We start from the raw sequence: 14,154 nt of genomic DNA on the forward strand, positions 1-14,154 counted from the left end.
ATAAGTTGCACACTTTTGGAGGGGTGAGATGAGAGGAATAAAGAATATCTATGTGGTGGGGAGAAAAAACCCTGATTTGGATAGTGTTGTTAGCAGCATAGCCTATGCAGAGCTAAAGAACACAATAGACAGGGAGACAAACTATGTGGCTGCCGTTTGCGGCATGATAGATTCTACAACGCAGAAGCTGTTTGGGCATATGAATATACCGTTTCCCAAATACATATCCGACTTAAGCTTAAGGGTTGAGGATGTAATGACGCCCAACACCATAGTGGTTAACAAAAACGACCCTGTAACCGAGATATTTAAGCTAATGCTGAGAAACGACCTAATGGTGGTGCCTGTGGTTGACGATGATGAGAGGTTTGTCGGCTATTTCGGCATGATCGATATAGCAAGAAAAAGCATCTCCTCTGTAATGCCCGACATATTCAGAAAAATAAAGACCAGCATATCCGTTATAAAGAAGGCCGTCAACGGAGAGGTTATTGTAAAGATAGACGAGGATGAAACAAAACCGTTTGTTGCCACAACCATGATGGGCGTTATGGATTCAGAATATCTGTTTGAGATTATAGACAGGGTCGATCCAGAAAGCGCCATAATAGTGGTGGGCAACAGAAGGGATCTTCAAAAGGCAGCTATAGAGTTGGGTGTTAAATGCATCATACTATCCTACGGCTGCGACTTGGATGAGGAGTTGAAGGGCCTTGCAGAAGATAGGGGTGTTTTTGTAATAAAATCGGAATACGATGCATTTGCCACGGTGGGATTGATAGAGTGGGGCATACCCGTTGATAATGTTTGTGAGAAGTCCACAACGGTGGTTAGCCCATCGGATCTCATAAACGAAATAAAGGAGAAGGTGTATCATTCAAGCAACAGGGCTGTGGCTGTGGTTGACAAAAACAACAGGGTTAAGGGCATAATAACCCGAACCGATATAATAAAATACGACAAAAGGAATGTTATACTCATAGACCACTCATCAAGCGCCAACGCCCCAGACGGCATATTTGAGTGCAATGTGCTTGAGATAATCGACCACCATAGACTCGGCGATATACAGACCGGTTATAGAACACGATACAGGATTGAACCTTGGGGCTCAACCTCAGCTATTGTTGTCGATGAATTTGTAAAACATAAGGTTAAACCCTCCAAGACCACATCGATGCTATTGGCTGCAGGCATAATAGTTAACACGGAATTTCTAAGCAACTCAAAGGTGACAGAATACGACAGAGAGGCCCTGCAGTGGCTCTGCTCGCTATGGGATATAGACATAGATGAGTTTACCGAAGAGATAAAAGGTGTATTAAATTTTTGAGGGGAGAGGAGGTTTTATATGATTAGCTCAACAACAGCGTTGTATCTGACATTTTTGGCTTCCTTCCTTTCGATAGGATATGCTATTTTTGCTGCATACTATGTTCTATCGAAGGAAGATGGCAACGAGAGGATGCGAGAGATCGCCAAAGCCATCCAGGAGGGTGCTTTTGCTTTCCTATCGAGGGAATACAAGAGCATCGCCATCGTTGCTGTGGTGATATTTGCCATTCTATGGGCTTTGGGTGCAAAGAGTGAGCACTTTGGTCTGTTGACGGCATTGGGCTATCTAACGGGTGCCATACTTTCAGGATTGGCCGGTTATATCGGTATGGTCGTGGCGGTAAAGACCAATGTTAAAACGGCCCAAATGGCTAAAAACGGGCTTGCCAAGGCCTTGAATTTGGCTTTCAGGGGAGGCTCCGTTACGGGCTTTTTGGTTACGGGTTTTGGTCTTTTGGCCATAGCCGGATTCTATTACATCTCGGTTTATGTCTTTAAACAGTCCGTTGAACATACAATAAAGGCCTTAATAGGTCTTGCCTTCGGAACAAGCTTGATCAGTGTGTTTGCCCGTCTTGGAGGTGGTATCTATACCAAAGCTGCCGATGTGGGTGCAGACCTTGTCGGTAAGGTGGAGGCAGGAATACCGGAGGACGACCCAAGAAACCCTGCTGTTATTGCAGACAATGTGGGTGATAATGTTGGCGATTGCGCTGGAATGGCAGCCGATGTCTTTGAGACATTCACCGTTACAACCGTTGCTTCAATGGTTTTGGGATATAGCCTGTTTGATAAGGCAACAGGCAGCGTTGGCGTGGCAACGATGTTTCCTCTGCTTATTGGAGCCATAGCTTCAGTTTCGGCTATTATAGGAACATTCTTTGTTAAATTGGGAAGATCCAACAACATCATGGGTGCATTCTATAAGGGTATGTTGGCAACGGCCGTTATAGCCCTTGTAATCATCTATTTTGCAGCACAGAAGTTCTTTGCTGGCGGCATAAAGTATAGTTGGGGTGTTGTAACGCCGAATGCCGTATTCATGACCGCCTTGATAGGTATGGCAATAACGGCACTGCTTATGTTCATAACAGAGTATTACACATCCTATGAGTATCCACCGGTAAAATCAATCGCAAAATCATCCGTAACGGGTCATGCAACCAATATCATTCAGGGTATGGCTGTAATGCTTAAGGCACCTGCTGCCCCTGCTATAGTCATCGCTTTAGGCATCTTCTTCTCATACAAGCTTGCAGGACTTTACGGTATTGCTATAGCTGCAGCCTCTATGCTTTCTCTAACGGGTATGGTTATATCCATCGATTCATACGGACCAATCACAGACAACGCTGGCGGTATTGCAGAGATGGCCGAGCTTGATGAGTCTGTTAGGGCAGTTACCGATCCCTTGGATGCCGTTGGAAATACAACAAAGGCCGTTACAAAGGGATTTGCCATAGGTTCTGCTGCTTTGGCTGCACTTGTTCTGTTTGCCGAATACACAAGGGCCATAGGCGGCAAAACGGCATTCGATTTGAGCGATCCTTTGGTATTGGTCGGACTGCTGTTAGGCGGTCTTCTGCCGTTCTATTTCGGCGCTATGAGTATGGAGGCAGTGGGTATTGCTGGCGGTATGATGGTTGAAGAGGTTAGAAGGCAGTTTAAAACGATTAAAGGCATACTTGAGGGTAAGGCAAAGCCGGATTATGCCGCCTGTGTTGATATAGTCACAAGGGAATCACTGAAAAAGATGATAGCACCGGGATTGATACCGGTTTTGGGCCCGATTATCGTGTATGCCATATTTGGAAGGACGGCTTTGGGTGCGCTTTCTATGGGTTCTATCATAACGGGATTCTTCTTGGCTGTTGCAATGACAAGCGGTGGCGGTGCCTGGGATAATGCTAAAAAATACATCGAGGATGGAAACTTCGGCGGCAAGGGTTCTGAAGCCCATAAAGCTGCAGTAACGGGTGATACGGTTGGTGATCCGCTTAAGGATACAGCAGGCCCGGCTATTAACCCGATGATTAAGATCATAAACATCATTGCTATCCTGATTGTTCTGACAAGTATGTAAGAAATAAGGGGGCTTGCCCCCTTTTTTGTTGTGCCTTCGGCGTTTTTCGAGGGCACAGCAGAGAAATCTTTATTTAAGAGGGGTGTGGAGATGGTTGAAGAGACGAATCTGTTGTATGAGGGTAAGGCCAAGAAGGTCTATGAGACTGATGATCCTAATCTTCTGATAATATACTTCAAAGACGACGCAACGGCATTTAACGGAAAGAAACACGCCATTATAGACGAAAAGGGTGCTCTGAATAAAGCCATAACGGTTAAGGCCTTTGGATGGATGAATGAGTGCGGCATAACCAACCACTTTGTTGAGGAGAACTCCGGCAGGGAGATAGTGGTAAAAAGGCTTAAGATGATACCCGTTGAGGTTGTCGTAAGAAACATTGCAGCCGGTTCTATCGCAAAAAGGCTCGGCTTAAAGCAGGGTCAGAAGCTTCCAAGACCCATCATAGAATTCTATTACAAAAGCGACGAGTTGGATGACCCGATGATAAACGAAGACCATATAACGGCATTTGGATGGGCGGATGAGGAGACAATCAAGAAGATGAAGGAGATGGCCCTAAAGGTTAACGACTGCTTAAGGGAGAGGTTTGACAAGGCAGGTATAGAGCTTGTGGACTTCAAATTGGAGTTTGGCTTTGACAACGACGGCAATCTGCTTGTGGGCGATGAGTTTACGCCGGACGGTTCGAGGTTGTGGGATAAAGAGACCGGTGAGGTTTTGGATAAAGACCGATTCAGAAAGGATTTAGGCGATCTCATTGAGGGGTATGAGAAGATAATGATGAAGATATCAAGGGTTTAGCTATGAAATACATCGTCATAGTCAAGCCTAAGAAGGCCATACTGGATCCTCAAGGCAAGGCTATAAAGAAGGTGGCAGAGGACTATCTGCAGGCTAAGATCAAAGACATCAGGGTGGGTAAATACTTCGAGGTCGAGCTTAATGAGGAAAACGACGAGTTGATAGAAAAATTAGCAAAGAACATCCTATCAAATGAGGTAATCGAGGATTACGAGGTAAGAAAGGCGTGAGGATTGGAATAGTTAGATTTCTTGGAACGAATTGCGATTTTGATTGTAAATACGCCTGTGATGTTTTGGGTGTTGAGTCGGATTTTATCTGGCATGAAGAGCAAAAGATAGATGGCTTTGATGTTGTGATTTTGCCCGGTGGCTTTTCATACGGGGATTACCTAAGATGCGGAGCTTTAGCAAAGTTCTCACCCGTTATGAAGGCCATAAGGGAGTTTGCAAAAAAAGGCGGCTATGTCATGGGCATCTGCAACGGTTTTCAGATACTTCTGGAGAGTGGGCTTTTGAAGGGTTCGCTCCTTAGGAATAAAAACCTCAGGTTTATCCATAAGGATGTCCATTTGAGGGTTGAAAACAGCAGGTGCTATTTTACAAAAGGCCTTGAAGGCAAAACGCTCAAGATGCCTATAGCTCACGGCGACGGCAATTACTTCTGCAGCGAGGATTACCTAAAATACCTTCAAGATAATGAGATGATAGTTTTAAGATACGCATCAAAAGACGGCAACCCCTCCGATGAATGTAATCCAAACGGCTCGATATACAACATAGCCGGTATTTGCAATGAAAGCGGTAATGTATTTGGATTGATGCCCCATCCCGAAAGGGCTGTGGGGGATCTGGGGAGCGATGGTGAATATATCTGGGCAAGACTCCTTGGGGGTTAGTTATGTTTGATAAGAGCAGGGAGCTTTTTGAGGAGGCCAAAAAATACATAGCCGGAGGTGTCAACAGCCCCGTCAGGGCTTTTAAGAATGTGGGAAGGCATCCGCTTTTTATAAACAGGGCTAAGGGTTCTAAGATTTACGATGAGGATGGAAATGAGTTTATCGACTATGTAAACAGCTGGGGTCCTACAATCTTAGGCCATGCCGATGATGAGGTCATAAACAAAACCAAGGATGCTCTGGATAGGGGTTTTAGCTTTGGTGCACCCACAATACTTGAGACGGAGCTTGCCAAAAGAATAGTCAGGGCGTTTGATTCAATAGAGGTTGTGAGGTTTGTGAACTCAGGCACAGAAGCCGCCATGAGTGCCATCAGGCTTGCAAGGGGCTTTACCGGCAGGGATAATATACTTAAATTCAGCGGCTGCTATCACGGCCATTCCGATAGCCTGCTGGTTGGTGCAGGCTCAGGCTCAAGCACATTCGGCATACCATCAAGTAAAGGGGTTCCTGCAGACTTTGCCAAGCATACGCTGCTTGCTGAGTTTAACGATTTAGATATGGTTGAGGATATATTCAAAAGATACGGCGATTCAATAGCCGCAATAGTGATAGAGCCCGTTGCAGGCAATATGGGCTTGATTAGGCCTATAGAGGGTTTCTTAGAAGGACTTAGAAGCGTATGCGACAAATACGGCACTCTGTTGATATTTGATGAGGTGATGACAGGCTTCAGGCTAACATACGGTGGAGCGCAACATATATACAACATAACACCCGACATTACGATACTGGGAAAGGTTGTTGGTGGGGGTTTTCCTGTGGCCTGTTTTGGGGCAAAGAGGGAAATCATGGAGTATTTAGCCCCTGAAGGCCCTGTGTATCAGGCAGGGACCTTAAGCGGAAACCCCGTTGCAATGGCCTGCGGAATAGCCACATTGGACATATTAAAGAGGAAAAACCCCTATAGGGATCTGGACAAAAACACAAGCAAATTAGTGTCGAGGATTTTGGGTCTTGCCAGCCAATACGGCATACCGGCAAGCGGGGAGTCTATAGGGTCGATGTTTAGCATATTCTTCACAGAGGAGAAACCTGTAAACTATAAAGGTGTTCAAAAGAGCGACTTAAGACTTTTTACCAATTACTTCATAGGGTTGCTTGAGCGGGGTATTTACATACCACCATCCCAGTTTGAGTCCAACTTTATAACAATAAAACATTCGCTTGAGGATATAGAAAATACGCTTGTTGCCTTGGAAGAGGTCTTTAGCGAGATTGCAAGCGGCAAGTTTTATGTATGAACGATCGCAAGAAAAGGCAACAGAAGGTAAGGTTTTATTTAGAGCTATACGATGCCACCACCATAGGCTTTAGCGTGGTTTTATCCATCCTGTTTGGTGGTGGCCTGGGCTATTGGCTGGATAAGAAGTTCAACTCATCCCACCATTGGCTGTTCTTTCTTTTTTTGGCTTTTGGCATAATAGCGGGCTTTAAAAATATGTTCTATGGCATAAGAAAGGTTGATAAGAGCTTAGATGAAGATAACGATAAAAAGACTTGAAATAACCTTCGTAATAGTGTATTTTTTAGCAGCACTTTTATGTTTCTTCTTATTCAGAAGTAAAAGCTGCCTATTGGGCAGTTTTGTTGGTTGGTTGGTCTCAATAGGAGACTGGTTTCTTTTAAAAATTATGGCCAAAAGATGGCTAAAAAAGGGCGGATATTCGTTTATTGATTACGGTTTAAGGTTTGCCATCGTGGCCATCAGCATACTGATTTTGCTTAAAGCGGGGTTTAGCCCTGTTGGAATAGTTGTTGGCGTATCTGTAATTCCAGCATCGCTAATGATGTTAGGAGTGGTGGCTCTATTTAGAAAAATTACGGTTTGAGGGGGTAGCATGGAAGCACCAAGTTTTTTAGACTTTATAATTCATGCCACTGGTTTACCAGGTTATCTTGTCTTTAGTTGGTTTATGATTTTGGTTATCGTTGGTCTGGCTTTGGTTGTCAGATCATCGCTTAAGTTGATGCCAGAGGGCATTCAGAATGTTGCAGAGAGTGTTGTTTATGGCATTTACAGCTTTGTGGAGGATATATTGGGCAAAGAGGAGACGCCCAAGCATTTTCCATTGCTTGCAACCCTTGCCATAGTTATATTCTTTTACAACATAGTGGAGCTAATTCCAGGCTTCATACCGCCCACATCCAGCCTAAACACAACGCTATCCATGGCCTTAATCGTTTTCTTCTATTATCAGTTTTTGGGCTTCAAAAGGCATGGTATAAAATACATAAAGCACTTTATGGGGCCTGTTTGGTGGCTTGTGCCTTTAATTCTGCCTATAGAGATAATAGGTCATTTTGCAAGGATCGTATCGTTATCGGTCAGGTTGTTTGGTAATATCTTCGGAGACGATCTGCTTTTGGCCGTTGTTTTCTTCTTAGCTCCGTGGCTTGTTCCGTTGCCCGTTATGGCTTTGGTCTTGCTGGCAGCAAGTATCCAGGCGTTTATATTCTTCTTGCTCAGCACGCTCTATATAGCAGATGCTATAAACGAGGCGCATTAATGAGATTTGAATGTTTTTAGATTTATTGTGAGGAGGTGGAGTTATGAGGGGTAAGGTTGTTTTATTGGCACTGTTGGCTTTGGCAGTGGGATTGCCAGCATTGGCTGCAGGTGATGCCCAGAGCGCCGAAGCAGCTGCAAACCTGGTGCTGAAGAAGTATTACATGTTCGTCGCAATGGGTGGCGCAATCGGTCTGGGTTTGGCAGCCTTGGGTGGTGGAATCGGTCAGGGACACGCAGTTAATGGAACTGCATTAGGAACAGCAAGGAATCCGAGCATGTCCGGTAAACTTCTCACCGTTATGATGATCGGTCTTGCTATGATCGAGTCTTTGGTTATTTACATGCTCGTTATCGTTCTGATTATCCTTTACACAAACCCATTCCACATCTAAATCACCCAAAAAAAATCTAAAAAACCCAAGCAAGGCGAGAGGCGCTCAGCCTCCCGCCTTTACTCTTTTAATACAAAATCTAAAATCTAAAATCCAAAATCCAACATCCAAAATTAGTTATTAGTTGTTCATCTCGGTTAAGTTATCGTTCTCCTTAGAGTAAGCCTCTTTTATAGCCTTCACAAACTCGGGAGAGGAGAAATAGTCAAGGAGGGCTTTATAGTATTGGACGGACATATCACCGACGATAAACTTAAATTTACCTGTTAGATCAGTCGCAAACAATACATGAGTTACTCTGGCAATGTCAACTTTTTTGTGTCACCCCTCTTCCTGTTTGGTTCACTTAGTTTCCCCATCTATCCAAAAGCCTCCATCAGGTATTCAGAGTATCTGAGCTTTCTTGATGAATACTTCTCATCCTTATCTTTGAAGAAAAGGTAAAGGAACTTTTCAGCACTGTCCTCAGAATGGAGATAACCCCTAATTCTTAAAGAATCCTTTAGTTCCTTGAAACACCTCTCCATCCAGTTTGTTGTTGAAAAGTATACCTTTATCTTTTCATTGAGGTTTGAGAAGTGTGTATAGTTCTTGACTTTACTTTTTAGGCTGTTTAGGGATTTATAGAGCCTACTCCATTTGTCGATGAACTCATTCATCAAGAGTTCTGCCTCCTCTTGGGTCTTAGCCTCCATTATCTGGTTTAGCTCTTTCAGCATCTCATCCCAGTGTCTCTTTCTCACCTTGCTTTTTATGTTCTTCTTCAGATGAAACCAGCATAGCTGATGCTTTGCTTTGGGGAATGCCTCCTCTATTGATCTTGAGAGCCCTTTTAGATCATCGCTGATTATCATTCTGACATTCTTTAGTCCCCTTGATTTTAGGTCCTCAAATATCTCTCTCCACATCTGTGTATTCTCATTGCCTCCTGGCAGGAAGTATGCAAGTATGTTTCTTCTGCCGTCGTATCTCAATACCAGAACAGCATAAACTGCCTCTTTTTCTACACTGTCCCTCTTCAGAGGCAGGTATGTTGCATCTATGTATAGGACTGGATACTCATCATCCAACCTTCTGTTTTTGAACTCCTCTATGACCTCTTTTGGTATGTCGGAAATATAGCTTGCAAACTGGGATGATATGGAACATCCAATGAGATTTTCTAAAACCTTGCCTGCCTTCCTTGATGAGACTCCAGACACGAACATTGCCCTTATTATGTCATCAAGGAGAAACATCACCCTCTTTCTCTCAGGCAATACATCGCTTTTGAACTTGCCGTCCCTTGTTCTGGGGATGGAAAGCTCCATCTGACCTAATATTGTTTTTGGTGACCTTGTGTAATATCCATTTGCCCTTGTTGATTTATTCTCTTCTAAGTACCTGTCTCTTTCCTCTTTCATGATCTTTTCAATCATTGACTTGAATTCTTCCTTCAATTGTGTAAAAATCAAATCATACATGTGTTTTTCCTCCTTTGAAGGGTTAGTGTCAAAGAGGGGTTATAACATATAACCCCTCTCCCTTCAAAGGGTGACACAAGTAATTTTACACTGCCGTTACTCTAGCTATATTTTTACTCAAAAACCTTTTATTATTCTTATCGTATAAGCAAATTTCGCTCTCTGTTCTTTTAGGAGTAGAGAAAAAACCCCAATGTTGTCCAAAATCTTTTAACTTAGTCTCCACCACAAAATCCGCCCTATCCCTATTCTCAACCACCCCCCAACCGGTATTAAAGAGGGCTTTCTCGGTTATATGCCTTATACTTAGTTCAGGGTTAGCAAACTTAGTACTAGCAGTTCTAATTAGGAAAGGACCTCTTTTTATAACTACCGCCTTATCCTCTCTCTTATCCTCCACCTTCCCCACATAAAACTTTATCTCTTTATCCCCAACCCTCTTACTCTCGGGCACTTTCACCTTGTCTATATAGTTCTTCTGTATATAGCTATCTTCCACTTTCGTCGTCTTAAATACATTAGCCACGCACCCGCTCATCATCATCCCCAATCCAATCACCGCCACCACAAAAGCAAGAAACCTTTTCATGGATACCTCCTTTTCTTTAATTCGATAGTCTCTGGTTCGATAGTCTTTGGTCTCCAGTTCCCCCCTGACCAACGACTAACGACCAATGACCAATGACTAACGACCATCCACCATCTTCTCCAAAGCAAATACCGACTGCCTAAACACCTCGCACAGCTCACAAATATATTAGACGGTTTTTAAAGGTTTTGTGTTTTGTATAAGAAATCCCTCGGTTTCAAAATAATCGTTTTACCTATTGTCTTACCGTATAAGTCCTTAAAATCCCTTGTATTTCCCGTAAGAAAATACTTTATGCCGTTGGCTATAGCTGTAGAGAGTATAATCCTATCAGCCTTAGGGAGAAAATCTAAAACAGGTAAATCAACTATAACATCATCAAGGATATTAACCCTCTCCATTAACTTCCTCAGCAAACAGAGCTTTTCCGGTTTTTTATCCCCTAAATTATTAACGGTTTCAAAAACCACAAGATTTGATATGAATATACTTATAAACTCTCTCTCTCTTGGAGTTTGAAAAGGATATAAGATGTGGATTTTTCACCAGAATAGGCGGCAGAAAACAATACATTGCTATCCAGAAAAACGCTTACTTTTCCCACTTACTCAGTATCTTCTCCTCTTCTGAATCCTTGAGTAAGTCTTCCTCTGTGATCTCTTTAATAAAATCGTCATCGAACTTTCTTGCAAGCTTCTTGAGTTCCTTGATAGGAACAGCCACGGCTGGCTTTATTACAATCTCACCGTCTTTATCTTCTATTATCAACGGTTGTTTTTTCTTTATTCCGTATTTTTTCCTTATCTGTTTGGGTATAGTTATCTGTCCCCTATCTCCAACAATTACGGTATTCATCGCTTCACCCCTTTTTTGAAATTATACCGAATTTCAGAAAGTATGCAAACAATATAACTATTCTTAAAAATCCACAGGTTTTTGCAAACAAGGCAAGCTGTAATCAATCAAATCAAACACGGCGGTTTACCAATCTTCAAGGGCTTAACAGACGACGAAAGGCAGAGAATCAAGGAAATGCAACGGCAGAATCCCAACTAACCTCCCAAACCAAAGGGAGGCGCTCAGCCTCCCGCCTTATCCTTTAAGCCAAAATCCAAAATTCAAAATCCAAAATTAGTTATCAGTTGTTCGTCTCGGTTAGGTTATCGTTTTCCTTCGCATAAGCCTCTTTTATAGCCTTCACAAACTCGGGAGAGGAGAAATAGTCAAGGAGGGCTTTGTAGTATTGGACGGACATATCGCCAACGATAAATTTAAATTTACCTGTTAGGTCAGGATGAAAAACGAATCCAAACTTCTTTTTATGTAAATGTTTACTTATAATTCTCTTTTCATAATTATTATATATACATATATCACTTTCGGTTATATACCAGCTGTTCAGTAACCCCATATGATTTGTAAAATCCCTTATCACCGTATCCACCACAAAATCAGCACTATTCCCACTATCCACAACACCCCAACCTGTCTGTTCTAAGGCTCTTTCTGTTAGATGTCTAACGGTTCCGCAAATATCTTTGAAATGTATAGCTCCAACAGGAATCCAAAAGTAAGTTCTTTTCATCCATACATACTTATCCTTTCTCTTGTCTTCCACTTTTCCTACATAGAACTTTATGTTCCTATCCCCTACAACCTTTTTCTTATCGACTTTTACCTTATCTATGTAATTTTTCTGTATATAACCCTCTTTTATATAATGGCTTCCAAATGTACACCCGCTCATCATCATCCCCAATCCAATCACCGCCACCACAAAAGCAAGAAACCTTTTCATGGACACCTCCTTTAGTCTAATCACTAACCAACACAATAAACCAGCTCACTCCTGGCAATAGTTGCATTTTTTATTTGCGCAGCACCATTTATCTTTCTTCTTAACAAACAGCGTATAGCCACATTTGGGGCATTCTTGATTCTTCAACTCACCCCTTATGGTAAACTTGCACTCTGGATAGTTGGAGCATCCGTAAAACTTACCCCTCTTTGAGGAATATTCTATCAAATCACCGCCACACTGGGGGCACTTCAAGCCTGTAGGGTAGGGTTTGGTGTTTTTGCATTTGGGGTAATTTGAGCAGGCTAAGAATTTGCTTCCTTTTCTTGAGTATTTGACCACCATTGGCGCGCCGCATTTGTCGCACTTCATATCCGTGATTTCCTCTTCCAAAGGCTTTGTGTATTTGCATTTGGGGTAATTTGAGCAGGCCAGAAACTTACCAAACCTGCCGTGCCTTATGACTAAATTTGCCCCACATAGAGGGCAGACTTCATCTGTTGGTTCATCTTCTGGTTTTATTCTCTCCATGTTCTCGTATGCGTTTTGCAGAAGCACCTTAAACTTGTCATAGAATCTTTTTAAAAGCTCAAGCTTTGTTAATTCCCTGTTTGCTATTTTATCCAGACCATCCTCCATCTGGGCTGTAAATTTAACATTTATGATATCTGAGAAGAACTTATCCAGCATCTTGCTTGTTATTATGCCTATCTCCTCCGGATAAAACTTCTTATCCTTCAAAACGACATAGCCCCGCTTGATTATGGTGTCGATAATTGTGGCATAGGTGGATGGCCTTCCGATACCGTGTTTTTCTAATTCCTTTATGAGGCTTGCCTCTGTGTATCGTGGTGGCGGTTCGGTGAAGTGTTGCTTTGGCTTTACCTGACTCAATTCCACGGTTTGATTCTTTTTCAAGGTGGGTATTGAGTCTTCGTTTAGCTTTGAGAATGTCCAGATCCTTAAAAAGCCGTCAAACACAAGCTCTTTGTATGAAGCCCTGGCCTCAAAGTTGTCCGATGTAAATGTTATCTTGGTGTTTCTAAACTCAGCAGGCTTCATCTGAGAAGCAACAAACCTGCGCCAGATCAAATCGTAAAGCTTAAACTGCTCATCCGTTAGATACGGTTTAACCATCTCAGGCAACAGGGCAGGGTTTGTGGGCCTTATAGCCTCATGCGCCTCCTGTGCCAATTTTGACTTTGTTTTATATACAACGGCTTTATCTGGCAAATAATCATCCCCTAAAAGCTCCTTAATCGTCTTTCTGACCTTTGTTAGTGCCTCTTTGGCTATATTGAGTGAGTCTGTTCTCATGTATGTTATAAGACCGATACGCTCTTTGCCCATATCCACGCCTTCATAGAGGCTCTGGGCTATTCGCATGGTTCTTTGGGCTGAAAAGCCCAGATATGTGGATGCTGCCATCTGCATGGTGCTTGTTATAAATGGTGGCTCAGGCTTTCTCAAAGACCTGGTCTTTGTGATTGAATATACCTTAAAAGACTCCTTCTCTATCTCTTCTTTTAACTCAGATACCCTTGCTTTATCCTTTTCTTCTTTGATGAACAGTTTATCGAATTTTTCACCATAGGCTTTGGTTAAATCGGCCTGAATTGAATCCTCAAATATGAGGTGTATAGTCCAATACTCCTCGGGTTTGAAGTTTTGAATCTCCTCTTCTCTGTCAACAATGAGTTTTAGCGCCACCGATTGAACCCTACCGGCCGACAACCCCTTTCTTATCTTTTTGGCCAGCAGGGGAGAAAGCTTATAGCCCACAATCCTATCAAGTATCCTTCGGGCTTCCTGGGAGTTCACCATGTCCATATCTATTGAGCGGGGAGACTTTATAGCATCCAAAATCGCCTTTTTGGTTATCTCATGAAAGGCTATGCGCTTAATCTTACCCTCATCGAGCTTTGTCGCCTGCGTTATGTGCCAGCCTATGGCCTCACCCTCTCTGTCCTCATCCGTGGCGATATAAACAACATCGGAGTCCTGGGTTAGCTTTTTTAGCTGTTTTACTATGGGCTGCTTATCCTTTGGTATGACATACTTGGGTTTGAAATCGTTTTCTATATCAACACCGAAAGAGCTTTTGGGTAAATCCCTTATGTGGCCGTATGAGGCAACGACATTGTAATCCTTACCCAAGAACTTGCTTATGGTCTTTGCTTTGGCCGGAGATTCAACTACAACAAGATTCATTCACTCCAC

17 protein-coding genes are annotated in these 14,154 nt (G+C 42.8%); 10 read left to right on the forward strand and 7 right to left on the reverse strand.

The window, feature by feature from the left end; all coding sequences use genetic code 11:
- Positions 1-28 precede the first annotated feature (28 nt).
- From D891_RS0104660 to D891_RS0104705, 10 genes are all read left to right on the forward strand, one after another.
- Positions 29-1,333, forward strand: a complete 1,305-nt coding sequence (locus D891_RS0104660) for a CBS domain-containing protein (protein WP_025209869.1) — start codon at positions 29-31, stop codon at positions 1,331-1,333.
- Positions 1,334-1,351: 18 nt separating this feature from the next.
- Positions 1,352-3,418, forward strand: coding sequence for a sodium-translocating pyrophosphatase (locus tag D891_RS0104665; protein ID WP_025209870.1), 2,067 nt, complete (start codon positions 1,352-1,354; stop codon positions 3,416-3,418).
- A 90-nt stretch (positions 3,419-3,508) separates the two neighbouring features.
- The gene (gene purC / locus D891_RS0104670) at positions 3,509-4,222 is read left to right on the forward strand and encodes a phosphoribosylaminoimidazolesuccinocarboxamide synthase (protein WP_025209871.1); all 714 of its coding nucleotides are present in this window, start codon (positions 3,509-3,511) and stop codon (positions 4,220-4,222) included.
- Between the two features lie 2 nt (positions 4,223-4,224).
- Positions 4,225-4,452, forward strand: coding sequence for a phosphoribosylformylglycinamidine synthase subunit PurS (purS, locus tag D891_RS0104675; RefSeq protein WP_025209872.1), 228 nt, complete (start codon positions 4,225-4,227; stop codon positions 4,450-4,452).
- A complete protein-coding gene (purQ, locus tag D891_RS0104680) occupies positions 4,449-5,120 on the forward strand; it encodes a phosphoribosylformylglycinamidine synthase I (protein WP_025209873.1) in 672 nt (223 codons plus the stop codon). Before purS ends, purQ begins: the two co-directional genes overlap by 4 nt.
- A gap of 2 nt (positions 5,121-5,122) precedes the next feature.
- Positions 5,123-6,424 (forward strand): glutamate-1-semialdehyde 2,1-aminomutase, encoded by a 1,302-nt coding sequence (gene hemL, locus D891_RS0104685; protein ID WP_025209874.1) that lies wholly within the window; start codon positions 5,123-5,125, stop codon positions 6,422-6,424.
- Positions 6,421-6,684, forward strand: coding sequence for an AtpZ/AtpI family protein (locus D891_RS0104690; protein ID WP_025209875.1), 264 nt, complete (start codon positions 6,421-6,423; stop codon positions 6,682-6,684). The genes hemL and D891_RS0104690 overlap by 4 nt, the downstream gene beginning before the upstream one ends.
- Entirely contained in the window at positions 6,659-7,012 is a 354-nt protein-coding gene (locus D891_RS0104695; protein WP_025209876.1) for a hypothetical protein, read from the forward strand. The genes D891_RS0104690 and D891_RS0104695 overlap by 26 nt, the downstream gene beginning before the upstream one ends.
- Positions 7,013-7,021: 9 nt before the next feature.
- Entirely contained in the window at positions 7,022-7,690 is a 669-nt protein-coding gene (gene atpB, locus D891_RS0104700) for a F0F1 ATP synthase subunit A (protein WP_025209877.1), read from the forward strand.
- Positions 7,691-7,733: 43 nt separating this feature from the next.
- Positions 7,734-8,084: an ATP synthase subunit C gene (locus tag D891_RS0104705; protein WP_029952011.1), complete on the forward strand. Its 351-nt coding sequence runs from the start codon at positions 7,734-7,736 to the stop codon at positions 8,082-8,084.
- Positions 8,085-8,204: 120 nt separating this feature from the next.
- Here D891_RS0104705 and D891_RS09855 read toward each other — a convergent pair whose 3' ends face one another.
- The 7 genes from D891_RS09855 to topA all read right to left on the reverse strand — a co-directional run bounded on the left by D891_RS09855 (position 8,205) and on the right by topA (position 14,145).
- Positions 8,205-8,369: a hypothetical protein gene (locus D891_RS09855; protein WP_156919068.1), complete on the reverse strand. Its 165-nt coding sequence runs from the start codon at positions 8,367-8,369 to the stop codon at positions 8,205-8,207.
- Positions 8,370-8,443: 74 nt separating this feature from the next.
- Positions 8,444-9,547, reverse strand: a complete 1,104-nt coding sequence (locus D891_RS0104715) for an IS256 family transposase (RefSeq protein ID WP_025209879.1) — start codon at positions 9,545-9,547, stop codon at positions 8,444-8,446.
- Positions 9,548-9,632: 85 nt separating this feature from the next.
- A complete protein-coding gene (locus D891_RS0104720) occupies positions 9,633-10,136 on the reverse strand; it encodes a hypothetical protein (protein ID WP_025209880.1) in 504 nt (167 codons plus the stop codon).
- A gap of 179 nt (positions 10,137-10,315) precedes the next feature.
- The gene (locus tag D891_RS0104725; protein WP_025209881.1) at positions 10,316-10,537 is read right to left on the reverse strand and encodes a hypothetical protein; all 222 of its coding nucleotides are present in this window, start codon (positions 10,535-10,537) and stop codon (positions 10,316-10,318) included.
- A 190-nt stretch (positions 10,538-10,727) separates the two neighbouring features.
- Positions 10,728-10,991: an AbrB/MazE/SpoVT family DNA-binding domain-containing protein gene (locus D891_RS09170; RefSeq protein WP_025209882.1), complete on the reverse strand. Its 264-nt coding sequence runs from the start codon at positions 10,989-10,991 to the stop codon at positions 10,728-10,730.
- Positions 10,992-11,274: 283 nt separating this feature from the next.
- Complete coding sequence (locus tag D891_RS0104735) at positions 11,275-11,934, reverse strand: hypothetical protein (protein WP_025209883.1); 660 nt, start codon at positions 11,932-11,934, stop codon at positions 11,275-11,277.
- Positions 11,935-11,979: 45 nt separating this feature from the next.
- Positions 11,980-14,145 (reverse strand): type I DNA topoisomerase, encoded by a 2,166-nt coding sequence (gene topA, locus D891_RS0104740; RefSeq protein ID WP_025209884.1) that lies wholly within the window; start codon positions 14,143-14,145, stop codon positions 11,980-11,982.
- Positions 14,146-14,154 lie beyond the last annotated feature (9 nt).

This window comes from Hippea sp. KM1 (genome assembly GCF_000526195.1).
In the GTDB taxonomy this organism is placed as follows: domain Bacteria; phylum Campylobacterota_A; class Desulfurellia; order Desulfurellales; family Hippeaceae; genus Hippea.